The organism is Streptomyces sp. NPDC003035 (genome assembly GCF_042888285.1).
In the GTDB taxonomy this organism is placed as follows: Bacteria; Actinomycetota; Actinomycetes; order Streptomycetales; family Streptomycetaceae; genus Streptomyces.
This window is the reverse complement of the sequence record NZ_JBIAPJ010000003.1, coordinates 449,366-472,623: the sequence shown is the minus strand read 5'-3', so window position 1 is coordinate 472,623 and position 23,258 is coordinate 449,366. Positions and strand designations below refer to the sequence as shown.

Annotated in this window: 17 protein-coding genes; 13 read left to right on the top strand and 4 right to left on the bottom strand. The window is 72.7% G+C overall.

Annotated features, from left to right (window positions below; all coding sequences use genetic code 11):
- The first annotated feature begins 1 nt into the window (after position 1).
- The 10 genes from ACFYV5_RS11790 to ACFYV5_RS11745 all read left to right on the top strand — a co-directional run bounded on the left by ACFYV5_RS11790 (position 2) and on the right by ACFYV5_RS11745 (position 15,261).
- Positions 2 to 691, top strand: coding sequence for an ABC transporter ATP-binding protein (locus tag ACFYV5_RS11790; protein ID WP_355110396.1), 690 nt, complete (start codon positions 2 to 4; stop codon positions 689 to 691).
- Positions 688 to 3,138, top strand: coding sequence for an ABC transporter permease (locus ACFYV5_RS11785; protein ID WP_389167302.1), 2,451 nt, complete (start codon positions 688 to 690; stop codon positions 3,136 to 3,138). The genes ACFYV5_RS11790 and ACFYV5_RS11785 overlap by 4 nt, the downstream gene beginning before the upstream one ends.
- Before the next feature lie 177 nt (positions 3,139 to 3,315).
- Positions 3,316 to 3,453, top strand: a complete 138-nt coding sequence (locus tag ACFYV5_RS11780) for a hypothetical protein (RefSeq protein WP_355110398.1) — start codon at positions 3,316 to 3,318, stop codon at positions 3,451 to 3,453.
- Complete coding sequence (gene kdpF / locus ACFYV5_RS11775; protein WP_355110399.1) at positions 3,450 to 3,539, top strand: K(+)-transporting ATPase subunit F; 90 nt, start codon at positions 3,450 to 3,452, stop codon at positions 3,537 to 3,539. Before ACFYV5_RS11780 ends, kdpF begins: the two co-directional genes overlap by 4 nt.
- Positions 3,540 to 3,571: 32 nt before the next feature.
- Positions 3,572 to 5,236, top strand: a complete 1,665-nt coding sequence (gene kdpA / locus ACFYV5_RS11770; protein WP_389167846.1) for a potassium-transporting ATPase subunit KdpA — start codon at positions 3,572 to 3,574, stop codon at positions 5,234 to 5,236.
- Positions 5,233 to 7,422 (top strand): potassium-transporting ATPase subunit KdpB, encoded by a 2,190-nt coding sequence (gene kdpB / locus ACFYV5_RS11765; RefSeq protein WP_389167298.1) that lies wholly within the window; start codon positions 5,233 to 5,235, stop codon positions 7,420 to 7,422. Before kdpA ends, kdpB begins: the two co-directional genes overlap by 4 nt.
- A gap of 21 nt (positions 7,423 to 7,443) precedes the next feature.
- Positions 7,444 to 8,133 carry a potassium-transporting ATPase subunit C gene (locus ACFYV5_RS11760; RefSeq protein WP_389167295.1) on the top strand — a complete coding sequence of 230 codons (690 nt, stop codon included), beginning with the start codon at positions 7,444 to 7,446 and terminating at the stop codon, positions 8,131 to 8,133.
- Positions 8,134 to 8,454: 321 nt separating this feature from the next.
- Positions 8,455 to 10,230: a BCCT family transporter gene (locus tag ACFYV5_RS11755; RefSeq protein WP_389167292.1), complete on the top strand. Its 1,776-nt coding sequence runs from the start codon at positions 8,455 to 8,457 to the stop codon at positions 10,228 to 10,230.
- A 160-nt stretch (positions 10,231 to 10,390) separates the two neighbouring features.
- Positions 10,391 to 14,032 (top strand): protein kinase, encoded by a 3,642-nt coding sequence (locus ACFYV5_RS11750; protein ID WP_389167289.1) that lies wholly within the window; start codon positions 10,391 to 10,393, stop codon positions 14,030 to 14,032.
- Positions 14,029 to 15,261, top strand: a complete 1,233-nt coding sequence (locus ACFYV5_RS11745; protein WP_389167287.1) for an FHA domain-containing protein — start codon at positions 14,029 to 14,031, stop codon at positions 15,259 to 15,261. The genes ACFYV5_RS11750 and ACFYV5_RS11745 overlap by 4 nt, the downstream gene beginning before the upstream one ends.
- 18 nt (positions 15,262 to 15,279) lie before the next feature.
- On the opposite strand, the gene ACFYV5_RS11740 is transcribed toward ACFYV5_RS11745, so the two are convergent.
- Positions 15,280 to 16,002 (bottom strand): hypothetical protein, encoded by a 723-nt coding sequence (locus tag ACFYV5_RS11740; protein WP_389167285.1) that lies wholly within the window; start codon positions 16,000 to 16,002, stop codon positions 15,280 to 15,282.
- 12 nt (positions 16,003 to 16,014) lie between these two features.
- The gene (locus ACFYV5_RS11735) at positions 16,015 to 16,650 is read right to left on the bottom strand and encodes a DUF7019 family protein (RefSeq protein ID WP_389167282.1); all 636 of its coding nucleotides are present in this window, start codon (positions 16,648 to 16,650) and stop codon (positions 16,015 to 16,017) included.
- Positions 16,651 to 16,819: 169 nt separating this feature from the next.
- On the opposite strand from ACFYV5_RS11735, the gene ACFYV5_RS11730 reads away from it, so the two are divergent.
- The 3 genes from ACFYV5_RS11730 to ACFYV5_RS11720 all read left to right on the top strand — a co-directional run bounded on the left by ACFYV5_RS11730 (position 16,820) and on the right by ACFYV5_RS11720 (position 18,947).
- Positions 16,820 to 17,041, top strand: coding sequence for a hypothetical protein (locus tag ACFYV5_RS11730; RefSeq protein ID WP_355110406.1), 222 nt, complete (start codon positions 16,820 to 16,822; stop codon positions 17,039 to 17,041).
- A 75-nt stretch (positions 17,042 to 17,116) separates the two neighbouring features.
- A complete protein-coding gene (locus ACFYV5_RS11725; protein ID WP_355110407.1) occupies positions 17,117 to 17,476 on the top strand; it encodes a metalloregulator ArsR/SmtB family transcription factor in 360 nt (119 codons plus the stop codon).
- A 94-nt stretch (positions 17,477 to 17,570) separates the two neighbouring features.
- Positions 17,571 to 18,947: an MFS transporter gene (locus tag ACFYV5_RS11720; RefSeq protein WP_389167279.1), complete on the top strand. Its 1,377-nt coding sequence runs from the start codon at positions 17,571 to 17,573 to the stop codon at positions 18,945 to 18,947.
- On the opposite strand, the gene ACFYV5_RS11715 is transcribed toward ACFYV5_RS11720, so the two are convergent.
- Both ACFYV5_RS11715 and ACFYV5_RS11710 read right to left on the bottom strand, forming a co-directional pair.
- Positions 18,910 to 21,966, bottom strand: coding sequence for an alpha-mannosidase (locus ACFYV5_RS11715; protein ID WP_389167277.1), 3,057 nt, complete (start codon positions 21,964 to 21,966; stop codon positions 18,910 to 18,912). The genes ACFYV5_RS11720 and ACFYV5_RS11715 overlap by 38 nt on opposite strands.
- Before the next feature lie 32 nt (positions 21,967 to 21,998).
- Positions 21,999 to 23,258: a glycosyl hydrolase gene (locus ACFYV5_RS11710; protein WP_389167275.1), complete on the bottom strand. Its 1,260-nt coding sequence runs from the start codon at positions 23,256 to 23,258 to the stop codon at positions 21,999 to 22,001.

The following is a 23,258-nucleotide window of genomic DNA, read 5'->3' as shown; positions in this document are numbered from 1 at the left end:
CATGACCGACCCCCTCATCGACGTACGCCAGGTGACCAAGGCGTACGACGAGGGCCCACCCGCGCTGGACGGACTGACGCTCCAGGTGCTGCCCGGGGAGGTGCTCGCCGTGCTCGGGCCGTCCGGCAGCGGGAAGTCGACGCTGCTCAACATGATCGCCGGTCTCGACCGTCCCACCACGGGCAGCGTGACCGTCGACGGGCTGCGCGTCGACGGACTGAACGAGACCGCCTCCGCGAAGTACCGGCGCTCGCGCATCGGCATGGTCTTCCAGTTCTTCCACCTCCTCGACGACCTCACGGTCGCCGACAACGTGCTGCTTCCCGCCCAGCTCTCCGGCATGGCGCCCGCCCGGGCCGCGGCCCGCGCCGCCGAACTCCTCGAACAGCTCGGCATCGACCGGCACGCCCGTGCCTACCCGGGCCGGCTGTCCGGTGGGGAGCGCCAACGCGTTGCGGTCGCCCGGGCCCTGATGAACCGTCCGCCGCTGCTGCTCGCCGACGAGCCCACGGGCGCGCTGGACACCGCCTCCGGGGCGGACGTACGCGATCTGTTGCGCGAGCTCAACGCCGACGGGCAGAGCATCGTCCTTGTCACCCACGACCTGGCGCTCGCCGAGTCCTGCGCGACACGGACGATCCAGCTGGTCGACGGCCGGATCGCACGCGACGTCCGGGCGGTGGCCCGATGAGCCGCTCGATGAGCCGCCCGGCGAATCGTCCGGCGGGCTTTCCGGTGGTCCGGCGCGGCGCCCTGGGACGGGTGGTCCGGGGCGGGGTCGGACGGCGCCGGGTGCAGACCGCGGTGATGGCGCTGACGACGCTCCTCTCGGTGGCGGCCGCCGTCCTCGCGGTCGGACTGCTGGTGGCCTCCCAGGCGCCGTTCGACCGGGCCTTCGCCCAGCAGCGAGGGGCACATCTGACGGTGCAGTTCGACGGAGCGGCGGTCACCACCGGGCAGCTCGCGGCGACCGCCGACGCCGCCGGAGTGGACGCGGCCGCGGGCCCGTTCCCGGTCGTCTCCGTGCGGCTGTACGACACCGGCGGCGCGGCACCGGGCTTCGAACCGCCGCCCTTGACGGTGGTGGGGCGCGGCCCGGCCGAGACCCCGGTGGACCGGGTGGAGACGGTCGAGGGGCGCTGGGCCGAAGCCCCCGGGGAGATCGTGCTGGAGCGGGGCGCGGCCGAGCGCGGCATCGGGCTCGGGACCCGCCTTCGCGCCGGTGACACCGAGCTCACCGTGGTCGGGATCGCCGAGTCGGCGGGGGAGAGCGCGGACGCCTGGGTCGTACCGGCGCAGCTGCCCGGACTGACCGGCACACCGGCGGGGACGCCCCCCGGGCACGGGACGCACTCCGCGACACAGCTGGGGTCACCCCTCGGGCAGCAGATGCTCTACCGACTCTCCGACTCCGCGACCCGCGCCGACATCGAGGCGTGCCGGGCCGCGATCGCCGCCGCCCTGCCGCCGCGCGCGGTCGCCGGTACGCAGTCGTACCTCGACGTCCAACAGACCGCCCAGGAGAACACGGCCGCCTTCGTCCCCTTCGTCACCGCCTTCGCCCTGCTCGGCCTCGCCATGTCCGTCCTGGTGATCGGGATCGTCGTCAGCGGTGCGGTGGGCGCCGCGACCCGGCGGATCGGGATCCTGAAGTCCCTCGGCTTCACCCCGCTCCAGGTGGGGCGCGCGTACGTCGGGCAGGCACTGATCCCGGCCTCGGTGGGCGCGCTCCTGGGCACCGTCCTGGGGAACGCGCTCGCCGTCCCGCTGATGGCGGAGGTGGCGGAGACGTACGGGACGGCGGCGGTGCTGATCCCCCTGTGGGTGGATCTCGTCGTGCCGGCCGGAGCCCTGCTGGTGGTCGTCGCCACCGCGTTCGGCCCCGCGCTGCGGGCGGCCCGGTTGCGCACCGTGCAGGTGCTCGGCGCGGGCCGGACCGGGGGCGGCGGCCGGGGGCGCCGCGCGAGCCGGCTGCTGGGCCGTCTGCCGCTGCCGCGCCCCGTCGGCCTGGGACTCGCGGGCCCGTTCGCCCGGCCGGGGCGCTCGGCGACGATGGCCGCCGCGATCGCCTTCGGAGCCTTGGCGGTGACCTTCGCCGTGGGCCTCGGCAGCACGCTGGTCGGGGTCAGGACGGGCGGGGACCCGGACCGCGGCGGCGCCGTCACGGTCCACACCGTGGCGCGGCCGACGCCCCAGGCCACGGCGCCGCCGGAGCCGGCCGATCCGGCGAAGGTCGCGGCGGCGATCGAAGCCCACCCGGAGACCGCGTCCTTCCACCGGACCGCCAAGACGCACGTGGGCGTGGCCGGTCTCAAGGGCGGAGCGCCCCTCGTCGCGTACGACGGCGACACGACCGGCAACGACCCCACGATGGTCTCCGGGCGCTGGTTCAGCGGTCCGGGCGAGGCGGTCGCGGCCTCGCGCTTCCTGCAGGCCGCCGGGGTGCGGGTGGGCGAGACGGTCGCCCTGTCGGAGCAGGGACGCACCGTGCGGCTGCGGATCGTCGGCGAGATCTTCGACCTCGGCGACCAGGGGATGGCGCTGCGCACCGACGCGTCGTCGGTGGCCGCACTGCGGACGCGCTTCATGCCGGCCGACTTCGCCGTCGAGCTCACGCCCGGGACGGACACGGCCCGTTACGTCGAGGAGCTGAACGCCGCCCTGACGCCGCTCGGCGCGTACGCGGCCCCGACGGAGGCGGGCCGGTCGACCGTGATCCTGGCGATGCAGGCGCTGATCGCGATGCTCACCCTGATGCTGGTCGCGGTGGCCTGCCTGGGCGTGCTCAACACGGTCGTGCTCGACACCCGGGAGCGGATCCGGGACCTGGGGGTGCTCAAGGCCCTCGGCATGACCCCCCGCCAGACGATCGTCCAGGTCCTCACCTCGGTGGGCGCGATCGGCCTCGTGGCGGGGGCGATCGGGGTGCCGCTCGGGGTGGCCCTGCACCGCACGGTGATGCCGGCGATGGGGCGCGCGGTCGGGACGACGATCCCGGCCGCCCACATCGACGTGTACGGCGTGCCTCTGCTGGCTGGGCTCGCCCTGGCCGGCATGGCGATCGCGCTCACGGGCGCGCTGGTCCCGGCGTTCTGGGCGGCACGGACCCCGACGGCACGGGCGCTCCGAACGGAGTGAGGGACCCGGTTCCCGTGCGGGCCGGGCGAGGCCCGTGCGGGCCGTGCGGGCCGTGCGGGCCGTGCGGGCCGTGCGGGCCGAGCGCGGCCGTGCCGGCCGGGCAGGGCCCGTACGGGACGCGTCAAGAGCGCGCCGCGTGCCGTCAGGGAGGCGTCAACGGAAGCCGGGACCCGGCAGATGAGCGCTTTGCTCATCTCGTCCGAGAATCCGTTCTTCACTCAGGAGCTCACGATGGCCGACGTGGCCTTCGTCGTCACCGCGGTCGCGGTCTTCGCGCTGGTGGCCCTCATCGCCAAGGGGGTGGCCAAGCTGTGACCGCCGAGCACATCATCGGTCTCCTCGTGGCCGCCGCCCTGCTGGGCTATCTCGTCCTCGCCCTCGTCAAGCCGGAGAGGTTCTGACGGTGACATCGGTCGCTGCCGCTCCGGGGGACATGAGCCCCGCACTCTCCGGCGTTCTCCAACTCCTGGCCCTGCTCGTGGCGCTCGGCCTCGCCTACCGGCCGCTCGGTGACCACATGGCCCGGGTCTACTCCTCCGCCACGCACCTGCGGGTCGAGAGGTGGATCTACCAGGGCATCGGCGCCGACCCCACCATCGAGATGCGCCGGGCCGCCTACCTGCGCGGCGTCCTCGTCTTCTCCCTGGTCGGCGTCCTCTTTCTCTACCTGCTCCAGCGGACGCAGGGCTCGCTGCCCGGGTCGCTCGGCTTCGCCTCGATCGACCCGGACCAGGCGTTCAACACCGCCGCGTCCTTCGTGGCCAACACCAACTGGCAGTCGTACGCCGGCGAGCAGGCCATGGGCCATGTCGTCCAGACCGGCGGCCTGGCGGTGCAGAACTTCGTCTCGGCGGCGGTGGGCATGGCGGTCGCGGTCGCGCTCGTGCGCGGCTTCGCCCGGTCCCGGACCGGTGAGCTGGGCAACTTCTGGGCCGACCTGGTGCGCGGAATCGTCCGCATCCTGCTGCCGATCTCGGTGATCGGCGCTCTTGTCCTGGTCGCCTGTGGCGCCATACAGAACTTCGCGGGGATCCACGAGGTAGGCCAGTTCATCGGCGGCCCGCAGCAGTGGAACGGCGGCGCCGTCGCCTCCCAGGAAGTCATCAAGGAGCTGGGCACGAACGGCGGCGGCTACTTCAACGCCAACTCCGCCCACCCCTTCGAGAACCCGAACGGGATCTCCAACCTCTTCGAGATCTTCCTGATCCTCGTCATCCCCTTCGCCCTCACCCGCACGTTCGGCCGCATGGTCGGCTCGCTCAGGCAGGGTTACGCGATCCTGGCGACGATGGCCACCTTCTGGCTCGGCTTCACCGCCCTGATGATGTGGACCGAGTTCCACCACGGCGGACCGGCCTTCGACATCGCCGGCGGCGCCATGGAGGGCAAGGAGACCCGGTTCGGCATCGGCGGCTCCTCGATCTTCGCCGTGGCCACCACCCTCACCTCCACCGGTGCGGTCAACTCCTTCCACTCCTCCTTCACCGGCTTCGGCGGTGGCATCACCCTCCTGGGCATGCAGCTCGGCGAGATCGCGCCCGGCGGTGTGGGGTCCGGCCTCTACGGCATGCTGATCATGGCGCTCATCGCGGTGTTCATCGCCGGTCTGATGGTCGGCCGCACACCCGAGTACCTCGGCAAGAAGATCGGCACCCGCGAGATCACGTTCGCGGCCTGCTACCTCCTCGTCACCCCGGCGCTGGTGCTCTGCTTCACCGCCGCCGCCATGGCGCTCGACACCCCGGCCCACTCGATGACGAACAGCGGCGCGCACGGATTCTCCGAGATCCTCTACGCCTACACCTCCGGAGCCAACAACAACGGCTCCGCGTTCGCCGGACTGAACGCCGACACCCAGTGGTTCAACTCGACGATCGGCATCGTGATGCTGCTCGGCCGGTTCCTGCCCATGGTGTTCGTCCTGGCGCTGGCCGGTTCGCTCGCCGAGCAGAAGCCCGTACCGGAGACCGCGGGCACGCTGCGGACCGAGAAGCCGCTGTTCACGGGCCTTCTCGTCGGCACCATCGTGATCATCACCGGTCTGACCTATTTCCCGGCCCTGGCGCTGGGGCCGCTCGCCGAAGGGCTCGCGGCATGACCATCGACGTACAGCGGCAAGACAGCAGTCGAGAGGCGAGCGTGAACCAGCCGTCCACCGCCATCACCACCCCCGCCACTCCGGCGAAGGGACCGCAGGGCGACCCGTCCAGCGTCCCCGGAGCGGCCGGACGAGCGGCCGGACGGGTCGGCGAAGGCGTCTTCGATCTCCGGCAGCTGGTCAGGGCCTTCCCGGACGCGATCAGGAAGCTCGACCCGCGGGTGATGATCACGTCGCCCGTCATGTTCGTCGTGCTGATCGGCTCGGTGGTCACCACCGTGCTGGCCGTCAGGAACCCCGGCGACCAGTTCGGCTGGGCGATCACCGGCTGGCTGTGGCTGACCACGGTCTTCGCCAATCTGGCCGAGGCGGTGGCCGAGGGCCGTGGCAAGGCACAGGCCGACACGCTCCGCAGGGCCAGGACCGCCACGGTCGCCCGCCGTCTCGCCGCGGACGGCGTGACCGAGGAGCAAGTTCCGGGTTCGGAGCTGCGCGTGGGCGACCTGGTGGTCTGTGAGGCCGGTGACATCGTCCCCGGCGACGGTGACGTCGTCGAAGGCGTCGCGAGCGTCGACGAGTCCGCCGTCACCGGTGAGTCGGCCCCGGTCATCCGTGAGTCGGGCGGCGACCGTTCGGCCGTGACCGGCGGTACGAAGGTGCTGTCGGACCGGATCGTCGTCACGATCACGACCAGGCCCGGCGAGACCTTCATCGACCGGATGATCCATCTGGTCGAGGGCGCCGCCCGGCAGAAGACCCCGAACGAGGTCGCCCTCAACATCCTGCTGGCGTCCCTCACCATCGTCTTCCTGCTCGCCGTCGTCACACTGAAGCCCTTCGCGATCTACGCGGGCGCCGACCGGCAGACCTCGACGACCGTGCTGACCGCGCTCCTGGTCTGCCTCATCCCGACCACGATCGGAGCCCTGCTCTCCGCGATCGGCATCGCGGGCATGGACCGCCTCGTGCAGCGCAACGTCCTGGCCATGTCCGGCCGTGCCGTGGAGGCCGCCGGAGACGTCTCCACCCTGCTCTTGGACAAGACCGGCACCATCACCCTGGGCAACCGGCAGGCAGCCGAGTTCGTCCCGGTCGAGGGGGCCACCGGGGCCGAGGTCGCCGACGCCGCGCAGCTCTCCTCGCTCGCCGACGAGACGCCCGAGGGCCGCTCCGTCGTGGTCCTCGCCGAGGAGAGGTACGGCCTGCGCGCGCGCCACCGGGGCGAGGTGCCCCACGCCGAGTGGGTCGCCTTCACCGCCCAGACCCGTATGTCGGGTGTGGACCTCGACGGCCGCAAGGTCCGCAAGGGCGCCACCGCTTCGGTCGTCGCCTGGGTGGAGGAGCGGGGCGGGCACGTCTCCGAGGACGCCTGGACGCTCACCGACCGGATCTCCCGGGCCGGCGGCACGCCGCTCCTGGTGGCGGTCGACGACGACGAGGGCGCGCGCGTCCTGGGGGCCGTCCACCTCAAGGACGTCGTCAAGGAGGGCATGCGGGAGCGGTTCGACGAGCTGCGCCGCATGGGCATCAGGACGGTCATGATCACGGGTGACAACCCGCTGACGGCGAAGGCCATCGCCGAGGAGGCGGGCGTCGACGGCTTCCTCGCGGAGGCCACCCCCGAGGACAAGATGGCCCTCATCAAGCGCGAGCAGGCCGGCGGCAAGCTCGTCGCGATGACCGGCGACGGTACGAACGACGCTCCGGCTCTCGCCCAGGCGGACGTCGGCGTGGCGATGAACACCGGCACGTCGGCCGCCAAAGAGGCCGGGAACATGGTCGACCTCGACTCCGACCCGACCAAGCTCATCGAGATCGTCGAGATCGGCAAGCAACTCCTCATCACCCGGGGCGCGCTGACGACCTTCTCGATCGCCAACGACGTCGCGAAGTACTTCGCGATCATCCCCGCGATGTTCACGGTGGCGTACCCGAGCCTGGACAAGCTCAACATCATGGGCCTGGCCTCGCCCGAGTCCGCGATCCTGTCGGCCGTCATCTTCAACGCGCTGATCATCGTGGCCCTCGTCCCGCTGGCGTTGAAGGGCGTGCGTTACCGGCCGGCCGGCGCCGACCGGATGCTCCGCCGCAACCTCGGCCTGTACGGACTGGGCGGCCTGATCGCCCCGTTCATCGGCATCAAGCTCATCGACCTGATCCTCTCCCTCATCCCCGGGCTGCGTTGATCGGAAAGCGTGCTGACGAACATGAACAACTCGGTAGGAAACACCGGCCGCGTGCTGTGGGCGGGACTCCGGGCCCTCCTGGTCCTCACGGTGGTCTGTGGCGTGCTCTATCCGCTCGCCGTCACCGGCATCGCCCAGGTGGCCTTTCCCGGCAAGGCGAACGGCTCCGAGATCGAGGACGCGCGCGGGAAGGTCGTCGGCTCCGAAGTGATCGGCCAGCGCTACGACCTGCCGGTCAAGGACGGCGAAGAGACGCCGGCCCCGGACCTGCGCTGGTTCCAGCCGCGCCCCTCCAACGGCCTCGGCACCAACAGCGTCAACACCCAGTACTCGATCGTCCTGTCCGGCGCGACCAACCGCTCCGGGGACAACGCCGGCCTGATCCAGTGGGTCAAGGACGCCAAGGCGGCCGTCGTCGAGGACAACTCCACCGCCGACCACACCGTGAAGCCGGAGGACGTCCCGGCCGACGCCGTCACCTCCTCCGGTTCCGGCCTGGACCCGCACATCTCGCCGGAGTACGCGAAGCTCCAGGTCCACCGTGTCGCCGAGCGCAACAAGTTGGACGTGGCGACCGTCGAGAAGCTCGTCGCCGACCACACCGACGGCCGGATCCTCGGCTTCATCGGCGAGCCGCGCGTCCACGTCCTCCGGCTCAACATCGCGCTCAAGGAACTGGCGACGCGGCGCGCGGCCTGGCCGAGCGGCTGACACCAGCAGAGCCCGGCCACCCCTGGGACGGCGTGCGGTCCACGACCTCCTGGGGGTCGTGCCCGCCGATCGACGTCGTACTCGTCGAACCGGAGCTGGTCGCCGAGATCATGGTGGACACGGCGCGCAGGGTGCGGCCGGCCGCGACGGGGCCCTCCTGCGGCGGCGGCAGTCGCAGCGAGCTCTCGTGTCGCTCCTCCTCGACACCCGTGCGGCCTATCACCTCGTAGAAGGGTGCGCTCTGCGCCTGTCGATGCCGGGACAGGTGTGTGCGCCGTGGTACGGGATAGCAGGAGCTAATTCGGGCCGTGATCGCGAAGGGTGCCGCCGGTGTCTCAGGAGCAACGCAAACGGGGCCAAAGGTTGCGGCTGCCGGTGAAGGCGGCCCTGCCCGGCCGCCACCCGCACGAGGACCAGGCGCCCGTCACCGACCGGGTGGTCTTCGGAGTGACGGCCGTGCTGACCTTGGGCTTCGTGATCTGGGGCGCCACGGCCACCGGCGCCCTGGAGAGCGTCTCCGACACCCTGCTGGACGCCCTGATGCACAACGGCGGCTGGGCGTTCGTCCTGGCCGCCTCCGGATTCGTCGTCTTCGCGCTCTGGCTCGCCATCAGCCGGTACGGACGGATCGAGCTGGGCCAGGAGCACGAGAAGCCGGAGTTCAGCACCGTCTCCTGGGTCGCCATGATGTTCAGCGCCGGCATGGGCATCGGCCTGATGTTCTACGGCGTCAGCGAGCCCCTCGCGCACTACACCACTCCGCCGCCGGGCACCGACCCCGCCGACTCGGCGGACGCCATGCAGACGGCGCTGGCCACCACGCTCTTCCACTGGACGCTGCACCCGTGGGCCATCTACGCGGTGGTCGGCCTGGCCATCGCGTACAGCACCTTCCGGCGCCGCAGGCGGCAGACCATCAGCGCCGTCTTCGTCCCGCTCATCGGCAGGAAGCGCGCGGAGGGCGGACCCGGCCGGGTGATCGACATCCTGGCGATCTTCGCCACGCTGTTCGGCTCGGCCACGTCCCTGGGACTGGGCGCGCTCCAGATCGGCAGCGGCATGCACGAGGTGGGCTGGCTGGGCAGGGCCGGGACGGGGCTGCTCGTCGCCATCATCGGCGTGCTGACGGTCTGCTTCGTCTTCTCCGCCGTCTCCGGCGTGGAGAAGGGCATCCAGTGGCTCTCCAACACCAACATGGTGCTGGCCGTGATCCTCGCGGCCTTCGTGTTCATCGTCGGCCCCACCATCCTGGTCCTCGACCTGATCCCCACCTCCCTCGCCGCGTACTTCGACGAGCTGCCGCAGCTGATCGGCCGCACCGAGGCGTCCACCGGCGGCGGAGACGTCGCCGACTGGCTGAGCAGCTGGACGGTCTTCTACTGGGCCTGGTGGATCTCCTGGACGCCGTTCGTCGGCATGTTCATCGCCCGCATCAGCCGGGGACGCACGATCCGTCAGTTCGTCGGCGGCGTCATCCTGGTGCCCAGCACCGTAAGCCTGGTCTGGTTCGCCGTCTTCGGCGGTACGGCCATGCGCCTGAAGGAGCAGGGAAGCCTCGGCGAGGCGACCACGCCCGAGGCGCAGCTCTTCGGCGTGCTCCAGGAATTCCCGATCGCCGGCGTGATGAGCCTGCTCGTGATGATTCTGGTCGGCATCTTCTTCGTCTCCGGCGCCGACGCGGCGTCGATCGTGATGGGCACCCTCTCCCAGAAGGGCACTTTCGAACCTGCCCGGTTCATCGTCGTCTTCTGGGGCGTGGTGACCGGTGGCGTGGCGGCCGTGATGCTGCTCGTCGGCGAGGGCAAGGGCGACGCCCTCGCGGGCCTGCAGCACTTGACGATCCTCGTCGCGGCCCCGTTCGTCCTGGTGATGATCGGCATGTGCTGGGCCCTGTTGCGGGACCTACGCCAGGACCCGCTGATCGTCCGCCGAGAACTCGCCGAAGAGGCGGTGGAGGACGCCGTGATCGCGGGCCACGAGGAGTACGCGGGCGACTTCGAGATCCGCATCGGCCCGGCGCAGGACGAGACCCCTCCAGGGGAAACGCAGGACGGCCGCGACCACAAGGACCCGGGAGCCCCGCCTCCGGCCTCCTGACAGGTAGCGGCGGCCACTGTGCCGGTCCCAGCCGAGACAGCACCGCCGGAGCGACGATGAGGGAGCCGATCCGGTCGAGGAGGCCGCCCGAGCCGCCGTCCGCCGCGTCGGGCAGACAGCACGGCCGACGTGGGTCGCTCCGATCGCGCACAATGGCTCCATGACGGTGGGGAGTTGGCGACGCGGAGACGTCGTGCTCGATCTGTACGAGGTGCTCGACGTGCTCGACGGCGGCGGCATGGGGCTGGTGCACCGGGTCCGCCACCGCGGCTGGAACACGGACCTCGCGGTCAAGGTGCCGCGCCCCGAGCTCGTGGCCACCGCCGCCGGACGCGCCGACTTCGAGACCGAGGCGGGCACATGGGTCGGCCTCGGGCTGCACCCCCATGTCGTCAACTGCCTCTACGTCCGCAGGGTCGACGAGATCCCGTGCGTGTTCGCCGAGTGGGTGGGAGGCGGCTCGCTCGCCGAGCTCGTACGGGACGGCCGGCTGTACGCGGAAGGCACAGGCGGAACGGGCGATGCGGGGGGCACGGGCGGCTCGAGCGCGGGCGCGCTGGGCGGCGGCGAGCCGTCCCTCGCCCGCGCCCTCGACCTGGCCGCGCAGATCGCCTGGGGCATCGACCACGCCCACCGGCAGGGCGTGATCCACCAGGACGTCAAACCCGCCAACATCATGGTCGACGTCGACGCCGACTGGACCGCGAAGGTCACCGACTTCGGTATCGCCGGCGCCCGCGCCGCCGCGGGCGAGAGCGCCGCGGTGCCGCCCGGGGCGAGCCTGGCGGCAAGCTACGGCGGCCGGACACCCGCCTACTGCTCCCCGGAGCAGGCGGACGCCGCGGCCGGCGCGCGGGTCACCCTGACGCGCGCCACGGACGTGTGGTCGTGGGCGCTGTGCGTACTGGAGATGTTCACCGGCGGCCCGCCCTGCCTCTACGGGCAGACGGCGCCCGAAGTGTTCGCCGCGTTCCTGGAGTCCGGCGGACGGGCCGGACCGGCCGTACCGGCCATGCCCCCGGCCCTCGCCGAACTGCTGCACGACTGCTTCGCGATCGACCCGGACGCCCGCCCGCGCGGGATGGCCGAACTCGCCACGGCCGTCCGCCGGATCCACGCCGACATCGTCGGCGGCCCCCCTGCCCGCCCGGAGCCCCAGGCGGCCAACCTGCTCGCCGACGGCCTCTCCAACCAGGCGCTCTCACTCCTCGACCTCGGCCGCCCGGAGGAGGCCGAGGAACTCTGGCGCACCGCCGCCGACATCGACCCGCACCACCCGTCGACCGTCTACAACTGGGCCCTGCACCGCTGGCGCCAGGGCGTGCTCACCGACGAACAGGCCGTGTCCGAGCTGAGCACCGCGCGCACCATCGAGGGCGCGCGCTGGACAGCGGACCACCTCCTCGGCCTCGTCCACGTCGAACGAGGCGACGACGACGCCGCCCGCGCCCTGCTCACGAGCGCGCCGCCGGACCTCCCCGAAGTCGAGGCGGCCCTGGACGAGTTGGAGCGCCGGGGCCGGATCCCCGAGCGGGTACGACGTCACGGCCACCGCGGCGGGGTGAGGGCGCTGGCCGTCGACGCCACCGGCGCGGTGGCGCTCACCGGCGGCGAGGACGGCCGGATCCGGGTATGGTCGACGGCCGACGGCGGCCACTGCCGGTACGAGCTGCCCCGGACACCGGCCACCGAGGACGCCCCGCCCGTCACCGCCGTCGCCGTCACCGCCGACGGCCGGACCGGGCTCTCCGCACGGGGCGAAGGCATCCTCGAGGTGTGGGACCTCGCCGCCGGGACCCTGCTGCGCACCCTCCCCGGCCACGCCACCCGGGTCACCGAGGTCGCGCTCAACGGCGCGGGCCTCGCCGCCGTGGCCTACGACGGCGGGCCGGTCCAGGTGTGGGACCTGGCCGGCCGGCTGATACGGGAGTTCGTCCACCCGCCCAGGCCGTACCGGAAGCTCGACCCGAGGACCGGTCGGTCCGGTACGGAGACCTTCCACGAACCCTCGTCGGCCACCGTGCTCGGGCTGAGCGAGGACGGCGCCGCCGTCGTGTCCGCCGCGCCCCGCGACGGCAGTGTCGTGGTCTGGGACGTGGCGGCCGCCCGGCCGCTGCACCGACTGGTCACCTCCGCCGACTTCCACCGCACCGGCATCGACGAGGTCGTGCTCAGCCCGTACGGCACGTACGCGCTGCTCCTCGACCACCTGTCCGGCGAGCTCCGCCTCTGGGAGACCAGGACCGACCGGATCCGCACCACCGCGCCGAACCACTTCGACCGCCACGCCGTCTTCGCGCTCGACGGCGAGGGCACCCTCGCCGCCTCCGTCGGCGTGGACGGCACCGCTCCGCCGTTACGGATCTGGGAGACGCGCACCGGGCGCTGCCTGCGCACGATCTCCCTCGTGGCCGAGGAGCACCCGTTCCCGCAGCCCCGGTGCGTGGCCCTCAGCGGGGACGCCCGGGTCCTCGTCGTCGGCGACGAGGGCGGCGACATCCAGGTCCAGCACCTGCCGCCGCCCGGCTTCCGTGCCGGCTGGAGCTACGCCCGCCCCCGGACGGCGCTCGCCCTCGAGGACGGCGAGACCCGGGCGCGGCAGGCGATCGAGAGAGCGGAGGAGCTGGCAGGGCGGGGCTCGTTCGCGGCGGCCGCCGAGGAGCTACGGGCCGCCCGCGCCATCCCCGGCTTCGAGCGCCATCCCCACCTCCGGGCCCTGTGGAACGACCTGGGCCGCGAAGCGGGCCGGAGTACCGACCTGCTCGGCATCTGGCAGCGCTACGACCTCAGCGGGACATGGATCCTCACCCAGAAACCGACCTTCGCCCTGAGCCGCGACGGCGAACTGGCCGTGACCGGCGGAGCCGACGGGCGGGTCCGCGTCTGGGAGCTCCAGACCGGCCAGTGCCTGCACCAGTTCCCCGAGCGCGTGGCCAACACCCACACCGTCCTGATCGCCGACGACCGCGGCCTCGCCGTCACGGCGGACTGGGGCGGCGCCGCCCACCTGTGGAGCTTCGAGAGCGGCACCAGGCGCTGCCAGTTGTACGGGGATCACGGGCACGTCACCAGTGTCGCCATGGATCCGGCCGGCCGCCGCGCGCTGGTCGGGGACAGCGACGGCGCGCTGTGTCTGTGGGACCTGACCCGTGCCGGGGCGACGCTGATCCGTACGATGGTCGGCCACGAGGGGAAGGTCGGCGCCGTCCGGCTGAGCGACGACGGGAAGTACGCCGCGTCGGCCGGGCTCGACGACCGCACCGGCAGGCTCTGGCAGACGGCAACCGGACGCCCGCTGCTCGATTTTCCGGTCGGCTTCGGCGACACCACCCTCAGGTTCAGCCCCGAAGGCGGGCGGCTGTTCGTCAACGACGCACGGCAGGTCGCGGTCTGGGACGTACGGGCCCGCCGGCAGATCCGTACCGAGGAGGTCGCCTACCACGCGACCCTGGCGATGAGCGCCGACGGGCGCGTGGCGGCGACCTCCGGCATCGGCACGATCCGGGTGTGGGACACGGAGAGCGGCCGCACCCTGTGCGAGATCCCCGAGTTCACCGAGATGTACGACCTGAGTCCCGACGGGCGTCACCTCCTGACGGGCGCGCACGACCGGGTCCTGCGCCTCTGGGACGTCCGCACGGGAGCCTGTGTGCACCAGCTGGAAGGCCATCCCGTGTCCCTCGCGCAGGTCGCCTTCACCGCCGACGGCCGCAACATCGTCTCGACCGACCTCCGGCCCGCGCTCCGGCTGTGGGAACTGGACCGGGACTACGACTTCACGGCGGGGACCGGTGCCGGGTGAGCCCGCGGGTGACCGTCGCCGTCCACACCCCGGACGGCGTCGCGGAGCACGTCTTCGGTGAGCGGGCCGGGCTCGACGTCGGACGGTCGGCCGCGTGCGGCATCCGGATCCCCGACCGGTACCGCAGCGTCTCCCGGCGCCACTGCCGACTGGAGATCGACGCGCCCGGTCCGCGCGTACGGGACCTGGGGAGCAGTTACGGCACGTACGTCAACGGCACGCGGCTCGGCCGCCTCACGGAGCGGCCGCTGGCGCACGGCGATGAGATCGTGATCGGGGAGGTACGCCTGCGGATCGCGGTGGAGGAGCCCGCCGACGCGCTCTCGGAGGACCCGCCTGCCCTCGCACCGCCGGCCGTTCCCGCGTACGAGATCCTCCAGGAGCTCGGCCGCGGGTCCCAGGGCGTCGTCCATCTGGCCCGCCACCGCGGTACGGGGGAACTGGTGGCGCTCAAGCGGGTCCTGGCCGTGGGAGCGGTCGACCCGCAGACGCGCTTCGCGCTCCGGCGCGAGTTCGAGAGCATCCGCGCGCTGCGCCACCCGAACATCGTCGCGTTCCGCGACAGCGGCGACCGGGACAACGCCTTCTGGTTCGCCTGCGCCTACTGCCCCGGCGGCGCTCTGGAACGGCTGGCCGCCCGGCACGGGGGCCGCGTGCCCGTGGCCGAGGCGCTGACCGTCGTACGGCAGGTGCTGGCCGCTCTGGAGCACGCGCACCGGGCCTTGCTGCCCGCCGCGCCGCTGGCGGACGGCGCCGAGGCCACGGCCCGGGGCCTGGTGCACCGCGATGTGAAGCCCGCCAACATCCTGCTCACCGGGGAGGAGACGGACGACGGTCCGGTGGTCAAGCTCGCCGACTTCGGCCTGGCCAAGGCGTTCGAGCACGCGGGGCTCTCCGGGCACACCCGGACGGGAGCGCTCGGCGGCACGATCCCCTTCACCCCGCGCGGCCAGCTGCTCGGCTACAAGTACGCCGGACCCGAGGTCGACGTCTGGGCGGCGGCCGCCTGCCTGTACTGGATGCTCACGGGCGCCACCCCGCGTGACTTCCCGCCGCACAAGGATCCGGTGGCGGTCGCACTGCGCGAGCCGGTCGTACGGATCGCGGACCGCGATCCCTCGATCCCGCCCCGGCTCGCGGACGTCATCGACGCGGCGCTGGTCGACACCCCGCGCATCGGGATCAGGACGGCGGAGGAGCTGGCGCGAGCCCTCCGGGAGAGCGCGTAGACCGCGCAGACGCCCGGCTCACCCGCCGGAGTCCCGTACGCACGCGAGCCCGACCCGGGTCGTGAACCCCGAGCGGCCGAGCGGCAGCACGTGCTGATCGGTGTACGCCCCCGCTCGCACGGCCTCGTCGTGGGCGGCCCGCTGCTTCCGCGTGCAGCGGCTCCGGTCCACCTCGATCGTGGGCACGACCGACGGCAGATGGTCGTGGAACGACTCGTGGACGAAGGCGAGCCGCTCCTCGTACGAGGGATCCGCGGGGTAGCTCAGGGAGAGCGCGACGGGTGGTTCCGCGCCCAGTGCCCCGGCGGCCCGCTCCAGCGTCCCGGCCACGAAGCGCAGAGCCAGGTTGACGTGGGTGCCGAGGTCCCCGTTCCCCGGGTCCGGCGGATACGGCCAGGGCGCGGCCTCCGGCACCATGAAATGGACCCGCACGCGGCTCACCGGCAGCGTCAGCACCAGGGCCGGCCAGGGGCCGCCCCCCTCGATCGTGAACGCGGGGCGTTCGGGCTCCACCGACCAGAGCAGGGCGATCCAGTCGATCACGCTCATGGCCTCGGGCGGCAGATTGTCCGGGGAGTACGGGCCCCGGCTGCGTGTGTCGAGCGCGTCCTCCGGCATCACCGCCAGGACCCGGGCCTCGCCCGGGTCGATCTCCAGGGCCAGAGGGGAGACGGCGAGCCGCGACATGGTCCGGCAGGCCGACTCGATCAGCTCCGACATCGCCCCGCCCGCGACCGCCATCCCGTTCGCCCTTCAGTCGACGAGCGCGACGTAGAGCGGGCTGGCGAGCAGCACCGTCATGTCGTTCCGGGGGACCAGTTCCGGGTACGGGCACGGTCCGTGCAGCATCCGCTTGGCCACGAACTCGACGGTCTGCGCGGGACCGCGGAGCACCCCGTTGGCCCGCATGACGGTGGCCAGGGCGCCCGGATAGGGCGCCCCGTCCTCGGTCGCGGAAGCGAGGTGCTCGATGAGCACGGGCGGCAGGGACGGGCTCAGCCGGTTCTCGGTGAGGGGCTGGGCGGTGACGGTGCTCAGCAGATGGCTCGTCGACCCGCCGAGACCGACGATCGTGCGCTCGGTCCGACCGCCGAAGTACACCGCGTCACCGTCGCCGAGTACGCCCCACTGCATCGGCAGTACGCCGTGCACGTACTGGCCGGGATCGTCCACGTCCCCCAGGTCGGCGTGGTCCTCCAGGTGCCGCACGACGCGCTCCAGACGCGCGACCCGGTCCGTGCCCGCCGCCTCGACGCTGCGCTTGGCGCTCGCCACCTTCAGGTCGAGGCCGAACTCCGTGACGCGCTTGCGCCCCCACGAGGCGTCGATCTGCGAGAGCAGCATGTCGACCTTGGCGTCACTGATGTACAGGTAGTAGCGGACCGACACATCGTCCCCTCTCGCGGTGAAGCCGATGCTACCCGTCGAACCGGCCGCGAAATCTCGGCACTTGACACCGGACGTGCCCGGCGGCGCACGGAATCGACCCCTGAGCCGGACACCAGGCGGACGCTCGAGTCTGTCCTGAGGCCATCGCGGGGGGCATACTGGCATCACGATGACGAACCGATCCGCGCCTCGGCGCCACCTGTCCACCAGCCCCTTCGCGGCTCCTGTCGATCCCGTGATCAAGGAGTTCGCCGTCGGGGACCGTGTCTCCCACGATCGTCACGGCCTCGGGAAGATCATTGGCCAGGAGCCGACGGGTGCGCTGCTCGTCGACTTCGGAGCCACCCAGGTCCGCGTGCTCATCCCGTACAAGGGGATGCACAAACTCTGACCGCCAGCTTCCTCGGATCCGCCCCCGGTGCCCCGCGCCAGGGGCGGTCGTCTTTGCCGCGCCTACGATGGCCCCATGGCAGAACGCGAGGGACCCGCGACGGCGAGTGTGGTGCACCAGCGGACCCCGGGCGCCGCCGAGCTCGCCGCGGCGGCCGGTGTGTTCGCGCTGCTCGCGGACCCGACGCGACTGCATCTGGTGTGGCTCCTGACGCGCGGGGAGTCGGACGTGGGCGCCCTCGCCGAGGCGTGTGGAGCGGCCCGGCCCGCGGTGAGCCAGCATCTGGCCAAGCTCCGTCTCGGCGGACTCGTCCAGCACCGCAAGGACGGCCGGCGGGTGGTCTACACGCTGCCCGACGGGCACATGCGGCGCCTCGTGGTCGAGGCGATCAGCCACGCCGACCATCAGGTGACGGGGGAACCCTGGCACGACTGACGGGCAGCGCCCGTCCATAGAGTCAACATGTGCGCAAGCATGCACATGTCGGCTACGGTGGTGAGGACCCCGTAGCCGAACGAGGGCGGGCCTCATGCTGTCCGTGCTGCGCAACCGCACCTACCGCCGACTGTTCACCGCCCAGGTCGTCGCCCTGGCGGGCACGGGGCTCGCGACGGTCGCCCTGAGCCTCCTCGCGTACGACCTCGCGGGAGCCGACGCCTCCGCCGTCCTCGGGACCGCCCTCGCGATCAAGATGGTCGCGTACGTCGGCATCGCCCCGCTGATCAGCGCCTTCGCGGACCGAATAGCCCGGCGCGGGCTCCTGGTCGCCATGGACCTCACCCGCGCCGCCGCCGCCCTGGCACTGCCCTTCGTCACCGAGGTCTGGCAGGTCTACGCCCTGATCCTGCTGCTCCAGGCGGCCTCCGCCGCCTTCACCCCGACCTTCCAGGCCACCGTCCCCGACGTCCTGCCCGACGAACGCGACTACACCCGGGCCCTGTCCCTGTCCCGGCTCGCCTACGACCTGGAGAACCTCTTCAGCCCGGCGCTCGCCGCCGCCCTGTTGACCCTCGTCCCCTCCGGTCTGCTGTTCGCCGGCACCTCCGTCGGCTTCCTCGCCTCCGCCGCCCTGGTCGCCTCCGTCCTGCTCCCGAAGCCGGCACCGGTGGAACGGGCCGGCGGACCGTACACCAGGGCCGCCTTCGGCACCCGGCTCTTCCTGGCCACCCCGCGGCTGCGCGCGCTCCTCGCGCTCGACCTGGTCGTCGCCGCGGGCGGGGCGATGGTCCTCGTCAACACCGTCGTCCTGGTACGCGAGGTCCTCGGCCGCCCGGTCGGTGACGTCACCCTCGCTCTCGGCGCGTACGGCGCGGGCTCCATGACAGCGGCGCTGCTGCTGCCCCCACTCCTGGACCGGGTCGGCGACCGCGCGGTGCTGCTCCCCGCCGCCTTCGTGACGGCCGGTACCCTGGCCCTCCTCCCGGCCGGCCTGGCGGCGGGCCCGGACGCCTGGTCCTGGCCCGCCCTCCTCGCCGCCTGGCTGCTGCTCGGCGCCGCCGGCTCGGCGGTCCTGACCCCCGGCGGGCGGCTGCTGCGGCGCTCCGCCGACCGCGCGGACCTCCCCGCCGTCTTCGCCGCCCGGTTCTCCCTCGCCCACGGCTGCTGGCTGCTCACCTACCCGTTCGCCGGCTGGACCGCCACGCGCGCCGGACTCGGTGCCGCCGCGAGCGCGTTGGGCGCGGTCGCCCTCCTCGCGGCCGTCGCCGCCGTCCGGCTCTGGCCGCGCGCCGACCCGGACGAGCTGGACGAGCTCGAACACCTCCACCCGGACCTGGCGCCGGACCATCCGCACCTGGCCGGTGCGGGCCGGCGCCACGCCCACGACTACCGCGTCGACGCCCTCCACCCCGGGTGGGCCGCCCCGACGCTCACCGCGCGGACCCGGGGGCCGCGAAACGCAGCGTGAGCAGCTGGAAGGGGCGCAGCGCGAGCCGGAGCGCCCCGTCCGTCACGGTGACCGTGCCGGCCGGCACGTCGTCGAGCGGGCGCTCCAGCAGGTCGCACACCGTGACCCCGCCGAGGTCGAACCCGGTCGTCAGCCGGGCGCGGGCCCGGCCGCCCCGCGCCTCGTAGAGCCGGACCACCACGTCGCCGCTGCGGTCGTCCGCGAGCTTCACGGCGCTGACCACGACGGCGTCCTCGTCCACGGCGACCAGCGGGACGACGTCCGCGTCCCCGGGCACCCGGCGCTCCGGCAGGTTGACCCGGTAGCCCTCCCGGACGGCGTCCCCGACGGAGGCGCCCGGCACCAGCGCGTGGTGGAAGCGGTGCACGCCCTGGTCCGTGTGCGGGTCGGGGAAGCGCGGGGCGCGCAGCAGGGACACCCGTACCGTCGTCGTCGTCCCGCCGTCCTCGGCCCGTACGGTCCGGGTCACGTCGTGCCCGTACGTGGACGCCGTCACCAGGGCGACACCCCAGCCCGGCTCCTCGACGTGGACGAACCGGTGGTTGCACGCCTCGAACTTGGCCGCCTCCCAACTCGTGTTGGTGTGCGTCGGGCGGTGCAGATGGCCGAACTGGGTCTCGGCGGCGTAGCGGTCGGCGTGGACGTCCAGCGGGAACGCGGCCTTGAGGAACTTCTCCGTCTCGTGCCAGTCGACCTCCGTCTCCAGGTCGAGCCGCTTCGCGCCGGCGGTCAGCGTCAGCGTCTGGACCGCGCGGGAGGCCCCGAAGGAGCGGACCACCCGTACGGACACGGCCCGTTCCGTCTCCGCGGCCACCGTCACCTCGTCGACGCCGGTCAGATCGGTCACCGTGTTGCGGTAGAACTGGTCGACGTCCCAGGCGTCCCACATGTTCGGGAAGTCGGGATGGATCTGGAGGAGGTTGGCGGCCCCGCCCGGCGCGATCGTCTCCCGTCCGTCGGCCAGATCGACCACCGACAGCACCAGACCGCGCTCGTCCACGACCACCCGCAGCAGCCCGTTGGCGAGCATGAACCCGCCGCCGGGCCGCGCCTCCACCGTGCAGCCCCCGGCGGGCACGGCGACGACCCTGCGGCCCCCGCCCGCCGGAACGCCCGCCCGCTCGTGCGGGGCCGCGTTGAAGACCACCTGGCCTCCCGCCGCCGGGTCCCCGGCGAGCGCCCGCTGCGCCCGGTCGATGATGCCGTTCAGCTCCTCCGCCACCGCCGCGTACGTCCGCTCCGCCTCACGGTGCACCCAGGCGATCGAGGAGCCCGGCAGGATGTCGTGGAACTGGTGCAGCAGCACCGTCTTCCAGATCCGGTCCAACTCCTCGTACGGATACGGCACGCCGGACCGCACCGACGCCGTCGCGGCCCACAGCTCCGCCTCGCGCAGCAGGTTCTCGCTCGCCCGGTTGCCCTGCTTGGTGCGCGCCTGGCTCGTCAGCGTCGCCCGGTGCAGCTCCAGATACAGCTCGCCCACCCACACCGGCGGATGCGGGTACTCGGCCTCGGCCTTCGCGAAGAACTCCGCGGGCCGCTCCCAGCGCACCCGCGCCGAACCCTCCAGGTCCCGCAGCCGGGCCGCCTTCGCGATCATCTCGCGCGTGGTGCCGCCACCCCCGTCACCCCAGCCGGTCGGCGCGATCGAGTGCCGGGCCCGCCCCTTGTCCTTGAAGTTGCGGACGGCATGGGCGATCTCCTTGCCCTGCATCGAGCAGTTGTAGGTGTCGATCGGCGGGAAGTGCGTGAAGATCCGCGTCCCGTCGATCCCCTCCCACCAGAAGGTGTGGTGCGGGAAGGTGTTGACCTGGCTCCACGAGATCTTCTGCGTCAGCAGCCACTTGGACCCCGCAGCCTTGATGATCTGCGGCAGTCCGCCCGCGAAACCGAAGGTGTCCGGCAGCCACGCCTCCTCGTTCTCGACGCCGAACTCCTCCAGGAAGAACCGCTTGCCGTGCACGAACTGACGGGCCATGGCCTCCGAGCCCGGCATGTTCGTGTCCGACTCCACCCACATGCCCCCGGCCGGCACGAACCGGCCCTCCGCGACCGCCTTCTTGACCCGCGCGTACACCTCCGGCCGGTGCTCCTTGATCCACGCGTACTGCTGCGCCTGCGACATCGTGTAGACGAAGTCCGGCTCGTCCTCCAGGAGCGCGGTCATGTTGGCGGTGGTCCGCGCCACCTTGCGTACCGTCTCGCGCAGCGGCCACAGCCAGGCCGAGTCGATATGGGCGTGCCCGACCGCGCTGATCCGGTGCGCCGACGGCTCGGCGGGCGACGCCAGGACACCGGCCAACTCCTCGCGCGCCGCCGCCGCCGTCGCGTTCACGTCCTGGAGGTCGATCGCGTCCAGGGCCCGCTCGACCGCCCGCAGGATGTCCCAGCGGCGGGCGCCCTCCACGGGGAGCTCCGCCATCAGCTCGCCGAGCACCTCCAGATCGATCACCAGCTGCCACACCGTCTCGTCGAAGACGGCCAGATCCATCCGCTCCAGCCGGTACTGCGGCCGGTCACCGGCCGTGTCCTTGTCGCCGAGCTCGGTGGCCAGGAAGGGGTGGTAGTCGAGGATCACCGGGTTGGACGCCGCCTCGACATGCAGCAGCACCTCCTCACCACCGGCGGCGGGCGCGGCGATCCGCACCCACTGGTTGCGCGGGTTGAGGCCCTTCACCGGCGACCCGTCGGGCCGGTAGACCAGGCCCTCGCACTGGAAGCCGGGCATGTTCGCGTCGAAGCCGAGGTCGATCAGAGCCTCGACCGTCCGGCCCGCCCAGGCCACCGGCACGGTGCCGGAGACCGTGAGCCAGCTCGTCCCCCAGGGGGCTCCCCAGGCGGCGCCGACGGCGATGGGGGTACGGGGGGCGGCCAGACCCTCGGCCACCGGCACCGGTTCGTCCGGGGCGGTCCAGATCCCCACCTCCAGGGGCACCGACTCCGGGTGGATCGCCGGCCGGATGCGCTCGTCGAGGACGCGCCGGAGGCGGGACTCGATCAGGGTGCGGTCGTCATGCATGGCAGTCGCTCCATCACGTAAGAGGGAGAGGGTCAGGCCCGGCCGACGTCGTCGACGGTGACCGTCTCGGTGATCCCGCGTGCGCTGAGATGATCGCGGTCGGAGGCCCGCGACGCCAGTACGGCGGCGGGCCGTACGCCGTCCGCGGCCAGCCGCATGAACGCCTCGAAGTACACCCCGCCGGGGCCGCACGTCGACCGCTTCGGCGCGTCGTCGGGCAGATCGAGGATCAGGGCCGTACCGCGCGGCCGGGGACGGCGGGGCTGCGCACGGGCCTCCGCCACGGCCTCGGCGAGCGCCCGCCCGGCCGGCTTCGCCCGCCGGTCGGTGGTCAACAGGCCCAGGCTGTACTCCAGTTCGGGGAAGTCGGCGAGCGAGCGGTCGACGTCGTGGGAGCACCACCAGGTGATGCCCCAGACGTCCGGGCAGTCGAGCGCGGCGTCCACCGTCGTACGGGTGAAGGCGGCGGCCCGCTCGGCGGCGATGTGCGGGGCGGGCGCCCCGACCTCCTGCAGCCACACCGGCCGCCCCGGGTCCTCGGCCCACGCCTTCGACAGCTCGATCAGGTACGCGGCGTGCTGCCCGGTCGCGACCGAGTCGGCGCCGTAGCGCTGCGCGGTGCCGTTGAAGACCCAGGAGTGCACGGCCGTCACCGCGCCGAGCCGGGCCGCGTGGGCGGGGGTGAACGGGTGGTCGTCGAGGTACCAGGCGGCGTCGTATTCCGCGTGCAGATGCAGCCGGCCCGGCGCCCCCCGCTCGCACGCCGCCAGCATGCGGCGCAGCCAGCTCTCCGCCTGGCCGGGCGTGATCCGGTCCGGATCGGGGTGCGGATCGCCCGAGAACTGGTTGATCTCGTTGCCGAGGGTCATGCCCAGGAAGCTGGGCCGGTCGGCCAGGGCCGAGGCGAGGGTGCGCAGATAGGCGGCCTGGCCGTCGAGCACCTCGGGGTCGGTGAACATGTTGCGCCGGTGCCAGGTCAGGGTCCACGAGGGCCGGAAGTCGAAGCTGGACAGATGCCCCTGCAGCCCGTCCACGGCCACGTCGAGGCCACGCTCGGCCGCCGCGTCGACGAGCCGCACCAGCTGCTCGACCGCGCGCGGGCGGATCAGGGTGCGGTTCGGCTGGAAGACGGGCCACAACGGGAAGACCCGGACGTGGTCCAGGCCGAGGGCGGCGATCGAGTCCAGATCGGCGCGGACGGCGTCGAGGTCGAAGTCGAGCCAGTGGTGGAACCAGCCCCGGCTCGGGGTGTAGTTGACGCCGAAGCGCGGGGCGTCGACGGGAGGGGGCAT

Excerpts from the sequence above, each read along its gene's own strand:
- ACFYV5_RS11790 (WP_355110396.1), top strand. The coding sequence starts at position 2 with ATGACCGACCCCCTCATCGACGTACGCCAGGTGACCAAGGCGTACGAC.
- ACFYV5_RS11785 (WP_389167302.1), top strand. The coding sequence starts at position 688 with ATGAGCCGCTCGATGAGCCGCCCGGCGAATCGTCCGGCGGGCTTTCCG.
- ACFYV5_RS11780 (WP_355110398.1), top strand. The coding sequence starts at position 3,316 with ATGAGCGCTTTGCTCATCTCGTCCGAGAATCCGTTCTTCACTCAGGAG.
- kdpA (WP_389167846.1), top strand. The coding sequence starts at position 3,572 with ATGAGCCCCGCACTCTCCGGCGTTCTCCAACTCCTGGCCCTGCTCGTG.
- kdpB (WP_389167298.1), top strand. The coding sequence starts at position 5,233 with ATGACCATCGACGTACAGCGGCAAGACAGCAGTCGAGAGGCGAGCGTG.
- ACFYV5_RS11760 (WP_389167295.1), top strand. The coding sequence starts at position 7,444 with ATGAACAACTCGGTAGGAAACACCGGCCGCGTGCTGTGGGCGGGACTC.
- ACFYV5_RS11750 (WP_389167289.1), top strand. The coding sequence starts at position 10,391 with ATGACGGTGGGGAGTTGGCGACGCGGAGACGTCGTGCTCGATCTGTAC.
- ACFYV5_RS11740 (WP_389167285.1), bottom strand. The coding sequence starts at position 16,002 with ATGGCGGTCGCGGGCGGGGCGATGTCGGAGCTGATCGAGTCGGCCTGC.
- ACFYV5_RS11730 (WP_355110406.1), top strand. The coding sequence starts at position 16,820 with ATGACGAACCGATCCGCGCCTCGGCGCCACCTGTCCACCAGCCCCTTC.
- ACFYV5_RS11725 (WP_355110407.1), top strand. The coding sequence starts at position 17,117 with ATGGCAGAACGCGAGGGACCCGCGACGGCGAGTGTGGTGCACCAGCGG.
- ACFYV5_RS11720 (WP_389167279.1), top strand. The coding sequence starts at position 17,571 with ATGCTGTCCGTGCTGCGCAACCGCACCTACCGCCGACTGTTCACCGCC.
- ACFYV5_RS11715 (WP_389167277.1), bottom strand. The coding sequence starts at position 21,966 with ATGCATGACGACCGCACCCTGATCGAGTCCCGCCTCCGGCGCGTCCTC.
- ACFYV5_RS11710 (WP_389167275.1), bottom strand. The coding sequence starts at position 23,258 with ATGCCCCCTCCCGTCGACGCCCCGCGCTTCGGCGTCAACTACACCCCG.